Annotated in this window: 22 protein-coding genes and 1 pseudogene; 17 read left to right on the plus strand and 6 right to left on the minus strand. The window is 33.7% G+C overall.

Translation table 11 applies throughout. The features are described from left to right. The first annotated feature begins 239 nt into the window (after positions 1-239). The 11 genes and pseudogenes from HMPREF1519_RS10345 to msr(D) all read left to right on the plus strand — a co-directional run bounded on the left by HMPREF1519_RS10345 (position 240) and on the right by msr(D) (position 10,954). Positions 240-1,370 (plus strand): annotated as a pseudogene (locus HMPREF1519_RS10345) (IS3 family transposase). Positions 1,371-1,505: 135 nt separating this feature from the next. Then, positions 1,506-2,123 (plus strand): TetR/AcrR family transcriptional regulator, encoded by a 618-nt coding sequence (locus HMPREF1519_RS05745; RefSeq protein WP_002890483.1) that lies wholly within the window; start codon positions 1,506-1,508, stop codon positions 2,121-2,123. 109 nt (positions 2,124-2,232) lie between these two features. Further along, a complete protein-coding gene (locus tag HMPREF1519_RS05750) occupies positions 2,233-2,943 on the plus strand; it encodes an ABC transporter ATP-binding protein (protein ID WP_037611441.1) in 711 nt (236 codons plus the stop codon). Then, positions 2,936-4,495: a putative ABC transporter permease subunit gene (locus HMPREF1519_RS05755; RefSeq protein ID WP_037611442.1), complete on the plus strand. Its 1,560-nt coding sequence runs from the start codon at positions 2,936-2,938 to the stop codon at positions 4,493-4,495. Before HMPREF1519_RS05750 ends, HMPREF1519_RS05755 begins: the two co-directional genes overlap by 8 nt. A gap of 18 nt (positions 4,496-4,513) precedes the next feature. Continuing rightward, positions 4,514-4,735, plus strand: a complete 222-nt coding sequence (locus tag HMPREF1519_RS05760; RefSeq protein ID WP_002890487.1) for a DUF1648 domain-containing protein — start codon at positions 4,514-4,516, stop codon at positions 4,733-4,735. Further along, positions 4,732-5,082, plus strand: coding sequence for a GntR family transcriptional regulator (locus HMPREF1519_RS05765; protein WP_037611443.1), 351 nt, complete (start codon positions 4,732-4,734; stop codon positions 5,080-5,082). Before HMPREF1519_RS05760 ends, HMPREF1519_RS05765 begins: the two co-directional genes overlap by 4 nt. 216 nt (positions 5,083-5,298) lie before the next feature. Then, entirely contained in the window at positions 5,299-6,183 is an 885-nt protein-coding gene (locus HMPREF1519_RS05770; RefSeq protein WP_037611444.1) for an aminoglycoside phosphotransferase family protein, read from the plus strand. Between the two features lie 130 nt (positions 6,184-6,313). Continuing rightward, positions 6,314-6,931, plus strand: coding sequence for a DNA alkylation repair protein (locus tag HMPREF1519_RS05775; protein WP_037611445.1), 618 nt, complete (start codon positions 6,314-6,316; stop codon positions 6,929-6,931). A gap of 666 nt (positions 6,932-7,597) precedes the next feature. Continuing rightward, a complete protein-coding gene (locus HMPREF1519_RS05780; RefSeq protein WP_000873143.1) occupies positions 7,598-7,768 on the plus strand; it encodes a hypothetical protein in 171 nt (56 codons plus the stop codon). A gap of 385 nt (positions 7,769-8,153) precedes the next feature. Beyond that, positions 8,154-9,371 carry a macrolide efflux MFS transporter Mef(A) gene (gene mef(A), locus HMPREF1519_RS05785; RefSeq protein ID WP_000417519.1) on the plus strand — a complete coding sequence of 406 codons (1,218 nt, stop codon included), beginning with the start codon at positions 8,154-8,156 and terminating at the stop codon, positions 9,369-9,371. A 119-nt stretch (positions 9,372-9,490) separates the two neighbouring features. Continuing rightward, a complete protein-coding gene (msr(D), locus tag HMPREF1519_RS05790) occupies positions 9,491-10,954 on the plus strand; it encodes an ABC-F type ribosomal protection protein Msr(D) (RefSeq protein ID WP_000420313.1) in 1,464 nt (487 codons plus the stop codon). A 117-nt stretch (positions 10,955-11,071) separates the two neighbouring features. Here the strand turns inward: msr(D) and HMPREF1519_RS05795 are convergent, their stop codons facing one another. The 4 genes from HMPREF1519_RS05795 to HMPREF1519_RS05810 are packed head-to-tail and all read right to left on the minus strand — an operon-like array spanning position 11,072 to position 12,316. After that, positions 11,072-11,371, minus strand: a complete 300-nt coding sequence (locus HMPREF1519_RS05795) for a DUF5960 family protein (RefSeq protein WP_001072467.1) — start codon at positions 11,369-11,371, stop codon at positions 11,072-11,074. Beyond that, positions 11,358-11,726, minus strand: a complete 369-nt coding sequence (locus tag HMPREF1519_RS05800; protein ID WP_000567222.1) for a hypothetical protein — start codon at positions 11,724-11,726, stop codon at positions 11,358-11,360. The genes HMPREF1519_RS05795 and HMPREF1519_RS05800 overlap by 14 nt, the downstream gene beginning before the upstream one ends. Before the next feature lie 12 nt (positions 11,727-11,738). Next, positions 11,739-12,074 carry a DinB/UmuC family translesion DNA polymerase gene (locus HMPREF1519_RS05805; protein ID WP_000806926.1) on the minus strand — a complete coding sequence of 112 codons (336 nt, stop codon included), beginning with the start codon at positions 12,072-12,074 and terminating at the stop codon, positions 11,739-11,741. Next, entirely contained in the window at positions 12,071-12,316 is a 246-nt protein-coding gene (locus HMPREF1519_RS05810; protein WP_001813542.1) for a hypothetical protein, read from the minus strand. Before HMPREF1519_RS05810 ends, HMPREF1519_RS05805 begins: the two co-directional genes overlap by 4 nt. 410 nt (positions 12,317-12,726) lie before the next feature. On the opposite strand from HMPREF1519_RS05810, the gene HMPREF1519_RS05820 reads away from it, so the two are divergent. The 4 genes from HMPREF1519_RS05820 (at position 12,727) to HMPREF1519_RS05835 (ending at position 16,932) form a co-directional block, all read left to right on the plus strand. Then, positions 12,727-13,356 carry a TetR/AcrR family transcriptional regulator gene (locus HMPREF1519_RS05820; protein ID WP_037611446.1) on the plus strand — a complete coding sequence of 210 codons (630 nt, stop codon included), beginning with the start codon at positions 12,727-12,729 and terminating at the stop codon, positions 13,354-13,356. A 277-nt stretch (positions 13,357-13,633) separates the two neighbouring features. Beyond that, complete coding sequence (locus HMPREF1519_RS05825) at positions 13,634-14,374, plus strand: ABC transporter permease (protein ID WP_037611448.1); 741 nt, start codon at positions 13,634-13,636, stop codon at positions 14,372-14,374. Positions 14,375-14,509: 135 nt separating this feature from the next. Continuing rightward, positions 14,510-15,247: an ABC transporter ATP-binding protein gene (locus HMPREF1519_RS05830; RefSeq protein WP_037611449.1), complete on the plus strand. Its 738-nt coding sequence runs from the start codon at positions 14,510-14,512 to the stop codon at positions 15,245-15,247. A gap of 2 nt (positions 15,248-15,249) precedes the next feature. Continuing rightward, a complete protein-coding gene (locus tag HMPREF1519_RS05835; protein WP_037611450.1) occupies positions 15,250-16,932 on the plus strand; it encodes an ABC transporter ATP-binding protein in 1,683 nt (560 codons plus the stop codon). Between the two features lie 270 nt (positions 16,933-17,202). Here the strand turns inward: HMPREF1519_RS05835 and HMPREF1519_RS05840 are convergent, their stop codons facing one another. Beyond that, positions 17,203-18,147 (minus strand): LacI family DNA-binding transcriptional regulator, encoded by a 945-nt coding sequence (locus HMPREF1519_RS05840; RefSeq protein ID WP_037611451.1) that lies wholly within the window; start codon positions 18,145-18,147, stop codon positions 17,203-17,205. Positions 18,148-18,157: 10 nt separating this feature from the next. Beyond that, the gene (locus tag HMPREF1519_RS05845; RefSeq protein WP_037611452.1) at positions 18,158-18,967 is read right to left on the minus strand and encodes an HAD family hydrolase; all 810 of its coding nucleotides are present in this window, start codon (positions 18,965-18,967) and stop codon (positions 18,158-18,160) included. A 305-nt stretch (positions 18,968-19,272) separates the two neighbouring features. Between HMPREF1519_RS05845 and HMPREF1519_RS05850 the strand changes: the two genes are divergently transcribed. Together HMPREF1519_RS05850 and HMPREF1519_RS05855 are read left to right on the plus strand one after the other, a co-directional pair. After that, on the plus strand, positions 19,273-20,049 hold the full coding sequence (locus HMPREF1519_RS05850; RefSeq protein WP_037611453.1) for an alpha/beta hydrolase: 777 nt from the start codon (positions 19,273-19,275) through the stop codon (positions 20,047-20,049). A gap of 32 nt (positions 20,050-20,081) precedes the next feature. After that, positions 20,082-20,819, plus strand: coding sequence for a DUF4336 domain-containing protein (locus HMPREF1519_RS05855; protein WP_022496025.1), 738 nt, complete (start codon positions 20,082-20,084; stop codon positions 20,817-20,819). The last annotated feature ends 52 nt before the right edge of the window (positions 20,820-20,871 follow it).

Below are 20,871 nucleotides of genomic sequence, written 5' to 3' on the forward strand. Positions count from 1 at the left end.
AACTATCGTCTCAGAACGTAGACAAACCCTACTAGGAATAGAAAAATTGTCATTTTGTCGGTTGGGTACCACTTAGCGAAAACTCTTAGGAATGCTGTTTTAGCGCTATTCTTAAGAGTTTTTCTCTTTTTCTAGTAAAAGAAAAAGACTGAAGAAAATTGGGCACTGCACCCATAAAATGAGACAAAAGAAAACACTCCTGTTGAAATCTGGTAAACTAGAAACAGGAGTGTTTTGTTATGGTCAAAAAAGCATATTCAGTAGAAACTAAGCTAGCCTGTATCGAAATGAAGAAGGCAGGTAAATCAAATAAAGTTATCATGGACACCCTCGGCATCAAAAATGTTAGTCAGGTCAAGACTTGGTGGCAATGGTATCAGAATGATGAATTGTACCGTTTCCACCAACCTGTGGGGAAACAATATACTTATGGTAAAGGGATGAAACAGTTATCCAAAGTAGAACAGTTACGTTTGCAGGTAGAATTACTAAAAAAGTATCAGAGCTTGGTAAGAGAATCGACAAAGTAAGTCTTATCAAGCTAGTGGAAGAGTATAAGAAAACGTTCCCTGTATCGATTATTTTAGAATGTTTCGGCGTCAAACGCTCAACCTTTTACCGCTGGAAACAGGAGTGTAAGAATTCTCAGAAAAGAGATGAAATAGCAGATAAAATCGAACAACTCTGTATGAAAAATCACTTTATTTACGGCTATCGAACTATTACTCGCTTGCTCAAAAAAGTGTATAAGCTCGTCGTTAATCGCAAGAAAGTCTATCGCATCATGAAGGAAAAGGGCTGCCTTTGCCGTGTTCGTCCCAAGAAGGGACCTAAATTAGGGAAGCCTTACCATGTAACAGACAATAAGCTGGATCGTGATTTCCAGGCAGACAAGCCTATGGAGAAACTTGTCACAGACATCACCTACCTCTATTTTGAAAACTGTAGACTTTATCTATCTTCGATCATGGATCTCTATAATCGTGAAATTGTAGCTTATACCATCTCCGAGTGCCAAGATACGGACTTCGTGCTCGACACACTTAATCAACTTGAGCTACCTCAAGGAGCACTTTTACACAGCGACCAGGGCTCTGTCTACACCTCAAAAGCCTACTATCAGGCTTGTACAGAAAAAGGCATCACCCGCTCCATGTCCCGAAAAGGAACACCAGCAGATAATGCCTGTATCGAATGGTTCCATTCTGTTCTCAAGTCTGAAACCTTTCTATCTCCATAAGTGGAGAAACCTAACTAAAGATAGTATAACAGATATTGTTAAAAATTACATCATATTTTATAATGAAACTAGAATTCAACAGAAATTAAATGACCAGTCTCCTGTAGAGTACAGAAAACTAGTCGCATAAGAGGTTTTTCTCTTGTCCCATTATTGGGGTGCAGTGCCCCTTGGTGACAGGGCTTTTTTACTGGTTTCAAAACTATAATTTTTTAATTGACAGTTTGTCAGTAAAGTAGTATAACTTATAATCAGGAGGGATAAAATGCGAGATGTAAAAGATCCGGAAATTCGACGGGCAGAGATTATGGATGCTGCTATGCTCCTCTTTATGGAGAAAGGATATACGAACACAACAACTCAGGATATAGTTGATAAAGTAAATATATCACGAGGTTTGTTATATTATCATTTTAAGAATAAAGAAGATATTCTATATTGTCTTGTTGAACGTTATTCAGAGAAATTACTGAGAGATATTCATGTGATTGTCTATGATGAGGATAAAACTGCTATTGAAAAAATAAGAGCCTTTATAGATGCCACAATAATCTCTACAGATAACGTTTCAGCGGAGGGAACTGAGTTACAAAAGACGGTTGATCTTGAAGAGAATCGTTATATGTTAGATAAGTTATCCCATAAGCTCATTGAAAAACTGACTATATATTTTGAGAGGATAATAAATCAAGGCATCTCAGAAAAAGTATTTTCTGTAAAATATCCATCAGAAACAGCAGAATTTCTGATGACAGCCTATGTTTTTGTTTCAAATAACATAGGTATAAAAACTTCAAAGAAAGAACCTGTCAAAGATTACTTGAATGCATTTAAGATAATGCTGGAACAAAATCTAAATACAAAAGGACTCTTTAGCAATTAAAAAAAGATAGAATGTTTGTAAAGAGAACTATGTACCGATAGCTAAATCAAAACAAGCTATCGGTATTATTTCAAAATATGACTGACAAATTGTCAATAGAGGTGAAAATATGTTAGAGATAAAAAATTTTAGTAAAAGTTATGGGGATAAGAAGGTTGTGGATAACCTATCTATTTCAGTACATCCTGGAGATATTTATGGTTTTATTGGAGCAAATGGTGCAGGCAAAACGACAACGATAAAGTCAGTTGTTGGTATCCATGATTTTGAAGACGGAAGTATAATTATCAACGGTCATTCTATTAAAGAAGAACCTGTTATTTGTAAAAAAATGATGGCGTATATCCCAGATAATCCAGATTTGTATGAACATATGACAGGACTTCAATATATTAATTTTATTGCTGACTTGTTTGAAATTCCTACAAAAATACGCAAGGAGAGAATACAAAAATACGGTGATTTATTTGATATGACTGAGCATCTTTCGGGGATTATTTCTTCATATTCACATGGAATGAAGCAACGAACAGCCATTATTTCTGCACTTGTACATTCTCCCAAACTGTTGATTTTAGATGAACCTTTTGTTGGGCTAGATCCCAAAGCAACTTTCCTACTAAAGAAAATTATGCATGAGTGTGTTTCAGATGGAGGTGCTATTTTCTTTTCAACCCATGTATTGGATGTTGCGGAAAAATTATGTAATAAGATTGCCATTATCAAAAATGGAAAGTTAATTGCAAGTGGCAATACAGGAGACATCAAAGGTGATGAATCATTGGAGGCATTTTTCATGGAGGTGCAGGACAATGAGTAACATTTGGATACTGCTTAAAGCGCAATTGATTAATTTCTTTCCTATTAACGAGATTAGAGATTCACGAAATAAAAAACAAAGTTCAATGGCTATTGCGAGTTTTGGCATAATAACTCTTTCCTTATTTTGCTTTGTTTATAATGTAATAACAGCGAGAACATTGGTACACGTCGGACAGCAGAACTTGATTCCAGCATATATGGTATCTGTCTCAAGTTTTTCAATATTATTTTTGACAGTATTTTATTCGAATGGCATTTTATTTGGCAGTCGAGATATGGAAATTCTCCAATCCTTACCTGTTAAAAGTTCGTATATTATCACCAGCAAGTTCATGTTTATGTACTTATTGAATTTTTTAATAGGCATGATGTTTATGCTTCCGGGTGGAATTATATGGGGCTTGAACGGAAGTTTAAACCTCCTACAGATTATATTGTATTTTACTTCTATAATTTTTGCCCCTTTGATCCCCATGTGTATAGCGGCATGCATGGGACTCGTTATTGTTGTCGCTTCATCTTTTTTTAAAAGAAAAAATGTTATCTCTCTTATTTTTTCATTTGCAATGCTAGGTATAATTGGATATTTTGCATTATCAGCTTTGCAATCAGGTGATGAAAGTAGTATTGGGGTTACTCTGGCTAAGCAAATTACTGGACTGTATCCAATTTCTAGACTATTTATGTCATACTACAATTTTCCAATGTACTATGGGATGGGATTTTATATAGTTCTTTCAATAGTCGTCTTTTATCTATTTGTCAAAATTGCTTCGTTGAAGTATGGACTACTTAATACACTTGCCAATACAAAATCAAGTTATGCTAATGACAAAGTATCTTATGAAAGAAAATCGGTATTTTTTTCCTTGTATCAAAAAGAGCTTGGACGATTTTTAAGTTCTTATATGGCAGTCTTGAATGCTGGGCTTGGAGTGATTCTTTTATGTGTCTTTAGTATATGTTTCCTGTTTAATTCTGTAGGTCAAATAGGAAATTCAGCAGGAATTGAAAATATAAATGAGTATCTTTCAAACTTAGCTCCCGTCTTTATTGCATCTATGCTTTCACTCAGTTGTCCAGCAGCTTCATCTATATCTTTAGAAGGTAAAAATATTTGGATTTTGAAAAGTTCTCCAGTTGAAGTGAAAACGATTTTAAATGCTAAGATAGCTGTCAACCTTACACTTCATTTGATTGGATATATGATTTCTGTATCTGTATTTATGCTGAAACTTGATATGAATCCTATTCAAGTTATGAATCTAGTTATTGTTCCTATATGTTACTCACTTTTTATAATGGTAATCGGAATTTCATTAAATAAAAAATATCCTAACTATGATTGGGACAGTGAGATGATAGTTGTCAAACAAAGTCTTCCTGTTATTGTAACTGGAATTATTAGTATGATTACGCTTATTACGCCTATTTTGCTTAATTGGTTTTTTAATCTTCCGATTATATTTGTTTTGCAAGCAGTATCAGTAATTTTACTGGCTATTTCGTTTAGAGTTTATAGAAAAATGACCAAGTTAAATTTTATCTAGTTAAAGGAGGAAAATAAGATGAAAAATAGACTGTTAAAAGATATTTTGGTTTTGTTGGGAATGATGGTCATCATAGTCATTATTTGTGGGTTTCTCCCTGAGAAAGTTCCTATTCATTTCAATGCAAAAGGAGTAGCAGATATGTTTGCAAATAAATACTATCTTCTACTAGCTACAGTAATCCCCTATTCCGCATATTGGAAGTTTGTTAGGGAAAGTGATAATAAAAAGATTAAATGAAACACCATCTATATTTACAAATTGCATCAAAATTAAGAACGAAGATTTTAAGAGGTGATTATGCACCTGAACAACAAATTCCTTCAATAAGGAAATTAGCAGAAAACGAGAAGTGTAATCCGGCAACTGTCCAAAAAGCAATGAAAGTTCTTGAAGAACAGAATTTGGTTACTAGCTGTGGAACATTAGGATATTTTGTCATAGCAAGCGAGCAAGAAATAAAAGAGATAAGATATCAAGAATCTAACAAGCTAGTTAAAATTTTGTTTGAAAAACTTGGTGAGCTAGGCTTTTCAGAAGATGAGATTGTTAATTTATTTTTAGAAAAGATGCTTAGAAGAAGTTGAATGGAAATTTATTAGGATTATTTGTGAAAGTATAGAAAAGCCTTGATTTTAAGGCTTTTTTTGTTTTTTGTGATAGAATATAGGTAGTTATAATCGAGAGCAACTAATTAGCAGTAAAAATATTATTCATTAAATAATCAAGCTAGCGTAGACGAACCGGATAGGTTACTAGTGAAAACTGCAAAAAGTGTTGTGAAATGAATCGGAGAGTGCTTGATGGATTTTAGTAGTAAGATAGCCATAAATAAAGGCTGGTCAGATGATAAAAAATATTGTGTGACAGATCAAAATCAGCAAAAATATTTCTTGCGTGTTTCTGATAAGGAGAAGTTAGATTCTAAAAAATTTGAATTTGATATGATGGAGAAAGTAGCTTCTCTTAGAGTTCCTATGTGTAAACCGATTAGCATAGAACTCTGCGATGACGAGGTACACTCTTTACACGAATGGATAGACGGGAAAGATGCAAGAGAAACCATTTTAACTGTTTCGAAAGAACAACAATATACTTATGGAGTAGAAGGAGGAAGAATCCTTCAAAAAATTCATTCACTCCCTGTTACAGAAGTTCGTGAAGATTGGGAGGTCTTTTATAATCGAAAAATTGATGACAAAATCTCCAAATACAAAGAATGTTCCGTTCAATATGAAAATGGTCAGATCTTTATTGATTTTTTAAATGCAAATCGAGAAATGTTAAAAGATAGACCTCAGGTTTTCCAACATGGAGATTATCATATCGGGAATTTCATGATTGGTGAAGATCGTAAAATTTATGTCATTGACTTTGATCGATTTGACCTTGGAGATCCTTGGGAGGAATTCAATCGTATTGTATGGTCTGCTCAAGTTTCACCTTCTTTTGCCTCAGGTATGATAGATGGATATTTTAATGGTAAGGTTCCAGATTTATTTTGGAAACTTCTTGCTATCTATATTGTAAATAACATAGTTGGTGCTCTTCCATGGTCTGTTCCTTACGGAATCGAAGAAATAGCAGTAATGCAAAATCAAGCTAAGGAAATTTTAGAATGGTATGATGATATGAAGCAAATCATTCCTAGTTGGTATTTGATTGAGAAAAAGTTGAATATTGAATAATAAAAGAGTTTAAATATCAATTTGAAAAAATGTCAAGATTATTTGCTCATATTATAACGAATTCAATTCTTTATTAATACCTATCGAGAAATATCTTGAAAATTGGGATGTTGTTTCGGGTTCAAGTTACATGAAAGAATATATTTTAAATTTAGAAAAAGAATTCTCTTTAATAGAAAATGGATTTAAGGAAGAAGAGAAAAGAGCTCTTGCTGACTATCAATCAAACGATAATGCGTATACCAAAGAATTAGCATTTTTAGCCTTTAAATCCAATGTATATCAAGTTAGAATGTACAGTGTATTTCTCTTTGGATATTTGTCATCGTATGAAGAAATTTTGATCTTCATGAGGGATGAGGTTTCAAAAGATGACAATTGGAGAGTTCAAGAAGTATTAGCAAAAGCATTTGATGAATTTTGTAAGCAAACAGGTTATGAAAAATCTCTTCCGGTTATTGACGAATGGTTACAAAACAGTAATCCAAATGTTAGAAGAGCTGTTACAGAAGGTTTGAGAATATGGACGAGTAGACCATATTTCAAGGATAATCCAGATGAAGCTATTAAACGAATCGCAACATTAAAAGAAGATTCTAGTGAATATGTTAGAAAATCAGTTGGTAATTCTTTGAGGGATATTAGCAAAAAATTTCCAGAGTTAATTAAAGAAGAACTTGATGGTTGGGATATTAATAGTAAAGAGATTCAAAAAGTTTACAAGTTGGCAAGTAAATTTATTAAGTGATAATTATCAGCTATAAAGTTAGAAAAAAATACTATAAATTATTTTCATTCTAAAGTTTAATTTTAAACAACAACTCTATCCCTTTCGTTCTATAATATAGAAGTTTGCTATCACGACATGTTGAGGCGGTAAGTTTGCTAGTCAAGGAGTAAAACGACGAAGATTAGCATTTACTTCCGCCCATGCGATAGCTGTCCGTGATTGACAAGTGCTAGCACGCAGACAGAACGGAGATAGCGAACCGCTGAGTGTGTCGCTCTGCTCGTAAAAGCTTAGAAACCTTTGAACGAAAGGGATAATGAAAGCCTTGATTGCAAGGCTTTTTGCTTTATGGTGGGTAAGTATCAGAGTGAGAAAATTTTTGGAATGAGTAGAAGTGATAGCTAGAAATTATCAGTTTCTATTTCCATTTACCCTGTGGGTACGTGTTTGTTTCCATTGACAAGGAGTTTGTGGGAATAGAAATGTACCCACCTTGTTTGAATCAAGTGAAGTGTAGTTGAAGGAAATCTGTTGAAAGCAATACTTCATTTTACCGAATAAGTAATAATTTAGGCAACTTCAAATCGATTAAAAAAAACTATTTTAAAGGTTAAGAGTAGACAAAAATTGTCCACTCTTTTTTGCAAACTCAATTTATCAATAAATGAAATGAGGGAATGTAAAATGAAATATTTTGAGGTTGAGTTAGAAAATCCTGATGAATTTTTAAAACTACAAACAGAAGATTTTGTGAAAGCTAATCGCTTGCTACTAAGGAAGATAATCCAGAGCGTTACAGTCTATGAAGAAAACTTCGTCATATCCTTTAAATCTGGCATCGAATTGGAAGTATGAGTCTCATTCCATAACTTTTATATTGAACATATCATCTTGTTGTGTTATACTATAAATTGATATAAACAAAGATGTAGGAGGAACCGAAACTATGACAGCCTCAATGCGTTTAAGATAAGCTGGCAATAAAAAAAGCAGAATCTATACCCGATGATAGGCTTTTTTGTTGTGCTTATTTATACGATATTGAGCATTCATTAGTTACGGTGAGGATATTGGTTATTTAACTATACCTTTATTTAACTATGTCTTTAATATGAATGTTTCCAAATTGTATGTATGCAGACCAAAAGCCACATTGTGGGGTTTGGCCTGCATTTTTTATTGCCTAGAATGCTATTCAAAATAGAAATTCAAGCAAAATAATATGCAGGAGATAATATAAATGGAAAAATACAACAATTGGAAACGAAAATTTTATGCAATATGGGCAGGGCAAGCAGTATCATTAATCACTAGTGCCATCCTGCAAATGGCGATTATTTTTTACCTTACAGAAAAAACAGGATCTGCGATGGTCTTGTCTATGGCTTCATTAGTAGGTTTTTTACCCTATGCGATTTTGGGACCTGCCATTGGTGTGCTAGTGGATCGTCATGATAGGAAGAAGATAATGATTGGTGCCGATTTAATTATCGCAGCAGCTGGTGCAGTGCTTGCTATTGTTGCATTCTGTATGGAGCTACCTGTCTGGATGATTATGATAGTATTGTTTATCCGTAGCATTGGAACAGCTTTTCATACCCCAGCACTCAATGCGGTTACACCACTTTTAGTACCAGAAGAACAGCTAACGAAATGCGCAGGCTATAGTCAGTCTTTGCAGTCTATAAGCTATATTGTTAGTCCGGCAGTTGCAGCACTCTTATACTCCGTTTGGGATTTAAATGCTATTATTGCCATCGACGTATTGGGTGCTGTGATTGCATCTATTACGGTAGCAATTGTACGTATACCTAAGCTGGGTAATCAAGTGCAAAGTTTAGAACCAAATTTCATAAGGGAGATGAAAGAAGGAGTTGTGGTTCTGAGACAAAACAAAGGATTGTTTGCCTTATTACTCTTAGGAACACTATATACTTTTGTTTATATGCCAATCAATGCACTATTTCCTTTAATAAGCATGGAACACTTTAATGGAACGCCTGTGCATATTTCTATTACGGAAATTTCCTTTGCATTTGGGATGCTAGCAGGAGGCTTATTATTAGGAAGATTAGGGGGCTTCGAAAAGCATGTATTACTAATAACAAGTTCATTTTTTATAATGGGGACCAGTTTAGCCGTTTCGGGAATACTTCCTCCAAATGGATTTGTAATATTCGTAGTTTGCTGTGCAATAATGGGGCTTTCGGTGCCATTTTATAGCGGTGTGCAAACAGCTCTTTTTCAGGAGAAAATTAAGCCTGAATATTTAGGACGTGTATTTTCTTTGATCGGAAGTATCATGTCACTTGCTATGCCAATTGGGTTAATTCTTTCTGGATTCTTTGCTGATAAAATCGGTGTAAATCATTGGTTTTTACTATCAGGTATTTTAATTATTGGCATTGCTATAGTTTGCCAAATGATAACTGAGGTTAGAAAATTAGATTTAAAATAAACAATATTGGAGGAATATTTATGTATCTTATTTTCATGTAACTCTTCCTGCTAAAATCGCAGGGTTTTCCCTGCATACAAGCAAATGAAAGCATGCGATTATAGACAGGAGGAAATGTTATGGAATTAATATTAAAAGCAAAAGACATTCGTGTGGAATTCAAAGGACGCGATGTTTTAGATATAAATGAATTAGAAGTATATGATTATGACCGTATTGGTTTAGTAGGAGCAAATGGTGCTGGAAAAAGCACTTTACTCAGGGTACTTTTAGGAGAATTAACTCCCCCAGGATGTAAAATGAATCGTCTGGGTGAACTTGCCTATATTCCCCAGTTGGACGAAGTAACTCTGCAGGAGGAAAAAGATTTTGCACTTGTAGGCAAGCTAGGTGTTGAGCAATTAAATATACAGACTATGAGCGGTGGTGAAGAAACAAGGCTTAAAATAGCACAGGCCTTATCGGCACAGGTTCATGGTATTTTAGCGGATGAACCTACGAGCCATTTAGACCGTGAAGGAATTGATTTTCTAATAGGACAGCTAAAATATTTTACAGGTGCACTGTTAGTTATTAGCCATGACCGCTATTTTCTTGATGAAATAGTAGATAAAATATGGGAACTGAAAGATGGCAAAATCACTGAGTATTGGGGAAACTATTCTGATTATCTTCGTCAGAAAGAGGAAGAACGTAAGAGCCAAGCTGCAGAATACGAACAATTTATTGCGGAACGTGCCCGATTGGAAAGGGCTGCGGAGGAAAAGCGAAAACAGGCTCGTAAAATAGAACAGAAGGCAAAAGGTTCTTCAAAGAAAAAAAGTACTGAAGACGGAGGGCGTTTAGCTCATCAAAAATCAATAGGAAGTAAGGAAAAAAAGATGTATAATGCTGCTAAAACCCTAGAGCACAGGATTGCGGCCTTAGGAAAAGTAGAAGCTCCGGAAGGCATTCGCAGAATTCGTTTCAGGCAAAGTAAAGCATTGGAGCTCCATAATCCATACCCTATAGTCGGTGCAGAAATTAATAAAGTATTTGGGGATAAGGCTCTGTTTGAAAATGCATCTTTTCAAATTCCGTTAGGAGCAAAAGTGGCGTTAACTGGTGGTAATGGAATCGGAAAAACAACTTTAATCCAAATGATCTTAAACCATGAAGAAGGAATTTCTATTTCGCCTAAGGCAAAAATAGGTTACTTTGCACAGAATGGTTACAAGTACAACAGTAATCAGAATGTTATGGAGTTTATGCAGAAGGATTGTGACTACAATATATCAGAAATTCGTTCAGTGCTAGCATCTATGGGGTTCAAACAGAACGATATTGGAAAAAGTTTATCTGTTTTAAGCGGTGGAGAAATTATAAAATTGTTGCTTGCTAAAATGCTCATGGGTAGATATAACATCCTAATAATGGATGAACCCAGTAACTTCCTTGACATACCAAGTTTAGAGGCTTTGGAAATACTAATGAAGGAGTACACCGGAACTATCGTGTTTATCACCCACGATAAACGATTACTCGAAAATGTAGCAGATGTAGTTTATGAAATTAGAGATAAGAAAATAAATCTGAAACATTAAATTTAAGGTAGTCGCTGGTCAGTATAGTCTGTTCTGGTTGGCGACTCCATTGTTAAAGAGTATAAAGACTTTAGATTTTATGAATATTAAAAATAGGAACAGTCAATTGAACTGCTCCTATTTTTCTGCTAAATATATTGTAGTTTTCTTATATGTATAATGATAGATTAGCGGATTCTCATCTACGGTACTTACTTCAAATATGAAGAAGTGATCGCGGTTATCTCTGGACTTTTCCTTATTGAGGACAAAGTAATTCTTACGTGAAGTCGCCATTGTTTTTAGGATATCATCAGTTAGGAAGGTCAATGGAATATTCATGTTAGAGTAGCGGTAGAAGTCACGTTCAAAATCTTGGTAGCTCTCGCTATAATAGTCCATTTGTAGGTGATTACGCTGAAACTCAAGCTGATTCATAGAGCACCTCCTCGACAAGTTCAATACTAATAATGTCTTTTAATTTCAAATTGATGTGACCTGTTGTAGTTTTTATCAAAATGAAATCTTTGGTCAGACTTGGTATTGTTCCAGTGTAGGAAACACGCTTGTTTTTTTCAATCACTTGAATGCGTGTGCGTAGCTGCCCGGCGTATACTTGACTGAGGAGTAATAATTTCTTCTCTAGTGATAAGTCAGACATGTACGTTACTTTGTTTGTATCATCAGAGAGTGCTGATGCATGTTCAGATAGGAAAAAGCCCATCCATTTTTGCATCTTTGTATCCTGGTACTCTCTTGCTGATTGAAATGGTAAATATGAACGGTCAATCATATCAAATCCTTTCTATGCAGAGGCAAGGGTATTTTTATCAAATTGAATCGTAAAACCTTGAATTCCCCCACCTGTGTAACATTCTTTAAAGCGATTGATTACCTCAGTATAGATTATCACAGATGAGCTTGTTGGCTTAATGCTAAATGTAAATTCCAATGGTAATCGGTTTTCAGATTTAGCATGTACTAGTCGTATCGATATTTCAGTTGTTTTGAGTTTTCTCTGACGAAGTTTTGAAGTTGCTGTTTCAACGATTCCATGTAAAAATCTTTCAAGCATTTCAATATCATTACATCCTTTGCTACGGATTTCTGAAAATTGTACTGTATTTTTTTCTTGTTTCATTTTAATCCCTCCAATCCACCCGCGGAATGACCACCGATAAGTTTACTGCGTTCAATATTTCTGGAACCTTCAGTTAGGACGGTTCCTTTTTGTATGGCTAAAAAACCAAACTGTTCTCTGACAACATCAATAGCTGTCTGAAGTCTATTATCTTTTTCAATTTGTTCTACATCATCAAAGAGTGATAGTAGAGTATAGCTTTCATCTACGAAGCCACTATAAGATACACCAATTTGTCTCACTGCACCAGAGGTGTATTTTTTCGGAATAATACAAGTACATGACTCACCATTGTTTTGGGGAGATTTGCGGGTTCAATTTTATTCTGAGCATTTATAGATTTTTTCATCTCAGTCCTAGAATAGCCAATATGAATAGAAACGACAGTAGTCAATACTAGGGCTACTGTTCCGTTCCACAGTATCATTTAAAAATCATTTTCACACCCTTTCGTCTATTAGTATAGAAGAAAGCTCTCAGCACACGTCGAATGTGTAGCTTTGCTGGTAAAAGCATAAAAACCTTGTAATGAAAGGGATAATCAAAAGCCTTGATTGCAAGGCTTTTCATATTCTAAAAAAGAACTTGACATTAATAGTTACTTCCACTACAATAGAATTACATACCATTGGTATGATAGAAAGGGACTAAAATGGCAAGGAATAGAAACTCACATGAAACTAGAAAAAAAATACTAGAGGTCTCAAAAAATTTATTTTTAGAAAAAGGATTTGATAATACGTCAATACAAGATATCATAGATGGCTTAGGTGGATTAACAAAAGGTGTTATCTATCATCATTTTGAGTCTAAATATGATATATTGCAAACAATCATTAGCGAAAATAATCAAGAAATTTTAAATTATAATTGGAGAGGAAATACTGGATTAGAAAAGATACAAAATTCTTTGATGGACTCTTTCTCTAATTTTGAATACCAAAGGCTCGTTTACTCTGCCTCAATCATGCTAAGAAGTCCACGTTTGTTAGGAGAGCAGTATCTAGGTCTATTTTCTGATTTTTTACCCGAAATTAGAGAAAAAGTTTACGAAGGAGTTGAAGATGGGTCTATTAAAACAGAATATCCAGAAGAGCTAGCAGATTTAATTGTTTTAACTCTAAATATTTGGATTGGTTTTCAAATTTCCGTTTTTTCATTAGTAGAATTAAAGCGCAAAATGAATTTCATTAAACTTACTTTTGAAGGTCTAGGGGTACAGTTAATTTCTGATGAAATGATGGAGGTGATTTTCAACTTATTTGATCACTTAAAAAAATAGTAAATAAGTAGTCGCATGACATTCATGTTAATACTCATTTCTATTTATGTATTATCAATTGAATGAATTGTCTTACATAATTTATAATTAAAAAATAACATACTTTAAGTGTGTTATTAAAAATCTAATATACATACCGAAGGTATGTTTGTTTTTAGTTTATACATACCGATAGTATGTATAGTGTCATTGTCTGAAAAATAAGCTAATTTTTAAATATTTGTTGAGATTAGTTTGAATAGTTTACTCTTTATTTACACTTTGGAGGAAAGAATCTATGTTGTCGCTTATTAAAATTGAATTAAATAAAGTTTCTAAATCTAAATTATTTTTAGCCTGGTTGTGTACTATATTTATAGTGCTAGGTATAACAGCAATCATTATTATGGGATTAGGTACTGACAATAAACTAGGAGAATTCACTGGACAGGATTCTAATGTTATTAGAATTACTGGTAAATGGGATGGTTGGGCAATTGTAGCTTCATTGTTTTCATCTTTATTTACAAAAGCAGCATTTTTGATTTTCGAATCTTATTTATTATCTACGATTATTATTGATGAATTTAAACGAAGAACAATTTTTCAGTTGTTTTCTTACCCTATTTCTAAAATAAAGTTACTATGGGGAAAAACTATTTCAGTCATTCTAATAGCATTTATTGCCCATTTTTCTGCACATTTAGTGATTCAATTATTCATTAGATTCATGGCTGTTGTAACTGAATCTAGTTATATCCCTGTAGCTAGTCAATTAATTAACTTAGCTGGACTAACGTTTGCGACAGTACTAATAGGGTTACTACCATTTGTTTTAGGTATGATTAAGCATTCAACAGCTATAACAATGCTTACAGGACTAGGTTTAGCAGCATTACTTTCAAATGTAAGTCCAGGAAGTCTATCTAATAATATTGCTGATAACTTATTCTTTTTGATATTTGCAAGTTTCATAAGCTTAATGATTACTTCATTTTCAATTTTTAATATTTCAAGACAAGATATTAGTATCAAGTAGCATACCTGATTTTAATTGAAGGAAAGTGATAATTCCTTGATGATTTCTATAAAATAAGAGACTGTATAAGTTAGTATTTATGCTCCGGGAGAACAATTCTTGCATTTAAAGCTGGATATAGAAAGAGAGATAGAAATGAGAAATATTGTTGAAATAAAAGAAGTTTTTAAAACAATTGATAAAGAAGAAATTTTAAGTGGTATCAACCTTCAAATTGCTGAAGGAGAAATCTATGGTTTTTTAGGACCAAATGGCGCAGGGAAAACAACTTTAATGAAATGCATGTTATCCTTATCAACTGTTACATCTGGTAGTATTGAAATCTTTGGAAAAAATTTACAAGATCACAGAGAGGAGATTCTAAGTCAGGTTGGAAGTGTTATTGAAACACCAATTTTTTATGATAATTACACTGCAAAAGAAATTTTGGAAATTCACGCTCAGTATATGGGGAAAAATATTATTGAATCAGATATAATAAGAGCCTTAAGGATGGTCGGATTAAAGAATACGACTAAAAAAGTAAAAGATTTTTCGTTAGGAATGAGGCAAAGGCTTGGTTTAGCTCGTGCCTTTCTAACAAAACCTAAATTGTTAATTTTAGATGAGCCAATCAATGGTTTAGATCCAATAGGAATTCAAGAAATTCGAAATCTTTTGTTGTCGCTTTCTAAGGAGCATGGAATTACAATACTAATATCGAGTCATATATTATCGGAAATTTCACAGATAGCAGATAAAATTGGTTTTATCAAAAATGGAGAAATTGTAGAACAGGTCTCTATGAAAGAGATTAGGAGAGAGAATATTAACTTAGAAGAATATTTTATGTCTCATTTTCTAAATGAAATTAAGAATTATGAGGTAGATTAAGGATGAAACAATTGATAAAAAATCATCAGAAGGCTTTTTATGCTTTCATGATATTTAATATACTGGTCCCTTTAACTAATATTGCTTTTGCTTATTCTATTAAAGGTATTATTGATAGTGGTATGTCCCAAAATGAAGATGCCTTAACTCAAGCGGTACTAGTAGGAGCTAGTGTTATTTTCATCTATGCAGGACTCAACTTTATATCTCTTCGATTGAAAAATAGACTTGTTAGGCAAATCATGTCAAGATACAAAAATAAGGTGTTCCAATCTATTTTAGATAGGGATTATAGAGACTTTTCTAAAGAAAAATCAGGGAAATTTATTTCTGTATTAACCGAAAATATGAAGAAAATTGAGCAAGATTATCTACACCAGTATTTTAATATTTCAAAAAACCTTTCCTTAATGATTTTTTCGCTCCTAGCTATGTTTATAGGTAATTGGTATTTGACCTTATTGGTTATCATTGCTAGCATTATTCCAATGATGATTTCTGGATTCATTGGACAAAAATCAGCTTATCTTCAAAAGAGTGCCATGATTGCCGATCAGAAGTATTTAGCTAAGGTTAAAGATATTTTAGCAGGGTTTCTAGTTATAAAAAGTTTTAATGTGAAAGAGGCTATCCGTCAAGATTACAGAAATGAAAGCGAAAAATTGGATGAGATATATTTTATAAAAGGAAAATTTGATGTTTTAGCAAATGTTATTTCTCAGCTTTCAGGAATGATTGTTTTTTTGGTAGCCTTTGGTGGAGGAATGTATCTTGTTTTTAATGGCTATACCACAATTGGAAGTGTAACAGCTATTGTTCAACTGGTCAATTTTGTAGTAATGCCACTAAATGAAGTTGGTATGGGAATGAGTAAATTCCGTGAAGGTCAGGCAACACTAGATGCATTTGAGGTAAAAGATGTAATCGAACTTCAAACTGGTAAAATGAAAGAATATTTCGATGATATTATTTCTTTTTCAAATATAGACTTTTCTTACCCTAATGCTGAAGAAAAAATTTTTAATCATTTATCTTTGAAGATTAAAAAAGGAGAAAAAATTGCAATTGTAGGAATGTCAGGGAGTGGGAAATCAACTTTGCTCAATCTATTACTGCGTTTTTACGATGTAACAAGTGGACATATTTCAATTGATAATCAAGATATACAAGCTATTTCAGCAGAGAGTCTTTATAACTTGATGACGATTGTTCAGCAAGATGTTTATATCTTTGATGATACTTTAAGAGCAAATATTACTCTTAATCAATCCTTCACTGATGAGGAAATAAAGAAAGCTGTACAGCAGTCAGGTTTAGAAAGTTATGTTTTAGAAAATGAATTAGGTCTACAAGCTTTATGTGGAGAGAATGGATCAAATTTATCTGGCGGACAAAAACAAAGAGTTAGCATTGCGCGTGCCTTGATTCGAAAAACACCAATCTTATTATTGGATGAGGCTACTTCATCTTTGGATAATCAAGTAACTACTGAAATTGAAAGTTCAATCTTGGATATTCAAAATTTGACTGCACTTGTAGTAACCCACAAGTTGAATGAGAACATTTTGAAAAAATACGATAGAATTCTCTTTATGAAAGCAGGCGTCATTGTTGAAGATGGTTCTTTTTGTGACTTGATGGATAGGAAAGGTGAGTTTTATAAGTTGTTTGAGTTGAGTGTGTAATTCTCTTTCGTTTTAATATTACAAAACACTCTATCACTTTCGTTCTATAATATAGGAGTATACTAGCACGACATGTTGAGGCAGTATCACTACTTGTGCGAACTGAGACTTCAGCGAAGTAGAAGGAGATGTTCCGCCCATGCGACAAACTACAGAGAGGACAGTTTTACACAACAAATCTTGGTAATGAAACAAATAGTGATTTGTGGCAAAATAAAAAAGTTTCCAAATTTGTATAGTTGGAAACTTTTTTCTATTATTTTTGAAAGTCTACTTGTCTTCAGATAAAAACTCTGAGATCAAAACTTCTTGACTAGTTGTTTCAGATAAAGCTTGTTTAAAAACTAATTTTCCTAATGAATAGGATTTGTGGTCTATGGTTGGGAGGTTTAACAGTTGCCCAACTAACAAATGTTCCTGACCAATAATATAGGGACATTTGTTCCCACTTTCTTCATATCCTTTTATTATTCCTGCAGCAACTTCATCACTTGTAGCTAATATACCATCTATATGTGCATCTTTTATCAATTGATGAGATACATTTAGGCCGTCATTAAAGTCGTGGATATTCCCAAATACCAGATGTGGAGTCGATTGTTGCCCAAAAACATGGTGATAAGCTAATAATGCAGATTGATAGGTAGCAGATGATTCATTATCTCTTGAAAATAACAAAACTAAGTGTTCCAAACCTCGTGCTTTCATCGTAGAGAAAGCATCCACAAATGAAGAATAGCGGTCAAGGTAAGCAGAGGACAGGAGATTAGACCCCTGCAATTCTTCACAAAGTACTATTCGTCCATATTTTGCATAGGTCTCAATCATATCAAGGCTAGTTGCTCTAGAAGTGAAAATTAAAGCGTCAATAGCTTCCATTTTAAGTTGCTTCAGGTAGGATAGTTCTAATTCTTGGTTATAATCTGAAGGCATCATAACAAGTTGATAGTCACTAGCTTTAGCAGCATCAAGGAGACCATTTATTAATTGTGTAAAATAAGGATGGCGTGTATGTGGAATGACGACACCAATTTTTTGTGTTTTTCCTCGACTTAAATCCCGTGCCAGTTGATTTGGTATATAATCCAATTCATTGATAAGATCCATTACCTTTTGTCGTGTCTCATCAGAAACATGAGGATGATGATTGATAACACGGGAAACGGTTGACTTAGCAACACCTGCCTTTTTAGCTATATCACTAATACTTGTCATTATAGGGCTCCTACTTTAAGAATTTTTGAATCCCATATCCTACGCCATCTTCATCATTAGACTTCGTTGTTTTATACGCTATTGCTTTAATGTCATCAAAAGCATTGTCCATCACAATAGGGTAACCTACCATTTCAAGCATTGGCAAATCGTTATGGCCATCGCCAAATGCAGCTGTTTCTTCTTTAGTCAACTGCTCTTTTTGAAGAATGTAAGCAATTCCTTTAGATTTTTTGGCTAAGCGATGTGTAATTTCAAGATAGGCTTTACCTGAACGTTGAATAGTGATTTCTGGTAAGTCTAAGCTTTGAAGATATTTTGCTAGTTCTCGCATAGTTGCTTCATCGAAAGTGATCATCATAATTTTAAAAGTATTTGTTTTGCCTTCTAAAAATTGATTTTCAGTTTCAATAAGTGTTGGCGCTTGACGAGTCAAACTCTGTTCGTATAGGATTCCTTCATCTATTCTATCACAATACCAGTTTTTAAAATCGTAATAAGATAAACTAACTTTAGGGAAGTGTTGGCGGATTCCTTTTAGTAAGTGTTGTACGGTATTCTTTTTAATGATTTGCGTATGAATAGGTAGCACTTCATTATTATTTCCTATTCTGTAAATCAATCCTCCATTAAAAGCAACTTGGACACCTTTTAATTGAAGAGCATCTACAGCATCCCTCATTTCCATCGGTGCTCTAGCAGATACTAAAGTTACTGGAATCCCTGCATCACGGATTAAGGTTGCATTGCTTTCACTGACCTTTCCTTTGCTATTTAATAGTGTTCCATCCATGTCACAAAAGATACGTTTGATTGTCATAAAAATTACCTCTCTTTCTTATGAGACAAGTATAAATTCTGGAACGCGTTCCATGTCAAGCATAAATTTAAAATTTTTTTGAGAAAATAAATTGAAAGTCACATACCTTGATTTCTTTTTATAAATTAATTGTTATAAATGCATAGAAAAGCCTTAGTTTCAAGGCTTTTTATGGTAAGTTATTTGCTATTTTTATATGAATCATATTTCTTCTTCATGTTACAATATATACATACAAAAAAGGTAAACATAGCTTTCAAGTAAATATGGTACTGTCTGTATGAGACATTTTGGAGGTTATCAATATGAAATTTCATGAGTTTGGTGATAAAAATTTGCCTCCCGTTTTATTAATACATGGTGGGGGTAGCTCTTGGTGGAATTACCTTAGGCAAGCTCGTATCTTGTCTCATAAATACCATGTCATTCTACCAACACTCAATGGTCACGGAGAGGAGTATCAAAAGGATTATATATCAACGGAAGATTCTGCACAGGAAATTCTGAACTATGTCCGACAGAACTGTGGTGGTAAATTATTTGCTGTGGGTGGAGTCTCACTCGGTGGTCAAATTGCCATGGAGCTTTTGTCATTAGACAGTGATATAGCTGAGAAGGCTATCATAGACGGGAGCCTTTGTATTCCTCAACCAAGGTTGGCGAGATTTAGCATCTTACTGGTATCATTATTCGGTAAACTGATGTTCAGTAAACCCTCTTGTAAACTTCAGTTAAGCTTAATGAATAAATTCTATCCCCAATTAGCTTATCCAGACGAGATAAAAATCTATTATATGGAAGATATGTCAAGGATGCCTATCAAAACATTAGTGACCATCTATAAAACTTATATGGGGCACTACAAATTGAATAGTAGGATTTCCCAAAGTAAGGCGAAGGTTCTCTATATTTATGGCGAAAAAGAATTGAACGGTGTTAAAGAATCAGCGAAATTATTTCAGCAGCTACATCCCAACACGATCCTGTACGAAGCAAAGAGCTATAATCATGGCTATTTATCAGCCTACCTACCTCAAGAGTGGATTACGTTAGTTGTTCCATTTTTGGAGAATAATGATTGAGTATACTTTATTAATTTAGAAAGCAGAGTCTCATGGAAGTCAAAAAATATAGTCCTCTCAATTCCTTAAAAAAGATAGCAGATAACCTATGGATTGTAGATGGGGAAGAAGTACTGATGAATTTCAAACTCTTCAAAGTGCCTTTTTCAACTAGAATGACAGTTATCCGTCTGCAGAATGGTGGTCTTTGGGTGCATTCACCGATTAAGCCTAGTGATAATTTACTTTTTGAAATCAAGCAATTAGGTGAGGTAAAACACCTTATCGCACCAAATGTCTTACATTATAGTTATATAAATGAGTGGTATGAACTATTTCCGGAAGCAGAAGTATGGCTAGCTCGTGGTGTTCAAAAGCGTGCCAGAAAATCGGGAATGAATTTAGATTATGGTCATGAACTAGAGAAAGCCAATTGGAACGAAGAAATTCTTTTTACGACATTTGAGGGAAGTTTTTATGTGAAAGAGGTTGTTTTTTTCCATACTGAAAGTTCAACTTTGATTTTAACGGATCTTATTGAAAATATAGAAGCTGAGAATTTATCGCTTTTTGAAAAGCTACTTTTTAAAATAGGTGATAATCACTATCCAAATGGTAAAACACCAAGAGATTTAAGAATGAGTTTCTTATTTGGCAAAAAACAAGCTTTGAGGAGCTATCACAAAATAAAGAAATGGGAACCTAAGAATATTATTATTTCTCATGGACCGTTTATTGTTGGTCAAGCAAAAGAGATGTTAAAGCAGGCATTCTTTTGGCTAGAGAAATAGGGTTATATTGTTAAGAAACCTTCTCGAAATACAAATACCAAGATTTCAAATT

Origin of the sequence: Streptococcus sp. SR4, from assembly GCF_000517725.1 — a bacterium.
Classification (GTDB): domain Bacteria; phylum Bacillota; class Bacilli; order Lactobacillales; family Streptococcaceae; genus Streptococcus; species Streptococcus salivarius_F.

What these genes read in the sequence shown, in the direction of transcription:
- HMPREF1519_RS05745 (WP_002890483.1), top strand. Translation starts at nt 1,506, where the DNA reads ATGCGAGATGTAAAAGATCCGGAAATTCGACGGGCAGAGATTATGGAT.
- HMPREF1519_RS05750 (WP_037611441.1), top strand. Translation starts at nt 2,233, where the DNA reads ATGTTAGAGATAAAAAATTTTAGTAAAAGTTATGGGGATAAGAAGGTT.
- HMPREF1519_RS05755 (WP_037611442.1), top strand. Translation starts at nt 2,936, where the DNA reads ATGAGTAACATTTGGATACTGCTTAAAGCGCAATTGATTAATTTCTTT.
- HMPREF1519_RS05760 (WP_002890487.1), top strand. Translation starts at nt 4,514, where the DNA reads ATGAAAAATAGACTGTTAAAAGATATTTTGGTTTTGTTGGGAATGATG.
- HMPREF1519_RS05765 (WP_037611443.1), top strand. Translation starts at nt 4,732, where the DNA reads ATGAAACACCATCTATATTTACAAATTGCATCAAAATTAAGAACGAAG.
- HMPREF1519_RS05770 (WP_037611444.1), top strand. Translation starts at nt 5,299, where the DNA reads ATGGATTTTAGTAGTAAGATAGCCATAAATAAAGGCTGGTCAGATGAT.
- HMPREF1519_RS05775 (WP_037611445.1), top strand. Translation starts at nt 6,314, where the DNA reads ATGAAAGAATATATTTTAAATTTAGAAAAAGAATTCTCTTTAATAGAA.
- HMPREF1519_RS05780 (WP_000873143.1), top strand. Translation starts at nt 7,598, where the DNA reads ATGAAATATTTTGAGGTTGAGTTAGAAAATCCTGATGAATTTTTAAAA.
- HMPREF1519_RS05795 (WP_001072467.1), bottom strand. Translation starts at nt 11,371, where the DNA reads ATGAATCAGCTTGAGTTTCAGCGTAATCACCTACAAATGGACTATTAT.
- HMPREF1519_RS05800 (WP_000567222.1), bottom strand. Translation starts at nt 11,726, where the DNA reads ATGATTGACCGTTCATATTTACCATTTCAATCAGCAAGAGAGTACCAG.
- HMPREF1519_RS05805 (WP_000806926.1), bottom strand. Translation starts at nt 12,074, where the DNA reads ATGAAACAAGAAAAAAATACAGTACAATTTTCAGAAATCCGTAGCAAA.
- HMPREF1519_RS05820 (WP_037611446.1), top strand. Translation starts at nt 12,727, where the DNA reads ATGGCAAGGAATAGAAACTCACATGAAACTAGAAAAAAAATACTAGAG.
- HMPREF1519_RS05825 (WP_037611448.1), top strand. Translation starts at nt 13,634, where the DNA reads ATGTTGTCGCTTATTAAAATTGAATTAAATAAAGTTTCTAAATCTAAA.
- HMPREF1519_RS05830 (WP_037611449.1), top strand. Translation starts at nt 14,510, where the DNA reads ATGAGAAATATTGTTGAAATAAAAGAAGTTTTTAAAACAATTGATAAA.
- HMPREF1519_RS05835 (WP_037611450.1), top strand. Translation starts at nt 15,250, where the DNA reads ATGAAACAATTGATAAAAAATCATCAGAAGGCTTTTTATGCTTTCATG.
- HMPREF1519_RS05840 (WP_037611451.1), bottom strand. Translation starts at nt 18,147, where the DNA reads ATGACAAGTATTAGTGATATAGCTAAAAAGGCAGGTGTTGCTAAGTCA.
- HMPREF1519_RS05845 (WP_037611452.1), bottom strand. Translation starts at nt 18,967, where the DNA reads ATGACAATCAAACGTATCTTTTGTGACATGGATGGAACACTATTAAAT.
- HMPREF1519_RS05850 (WP_037611453.1), top strand. Translation starts at nt 19,273, where the DNA reads ATGAAATTTCATGAGTTTGGTGATAAAAATTTGCCTCCCGTTTTATTA.
- HMPREF1519_RS05855 (WP_022496025.1), top strand. Translation starts at nt 20,082, where the DNA reads ATGGAAGTCAAAAAATATAGTCCTCTCAATTCCTTAAAAAAGATAGCA.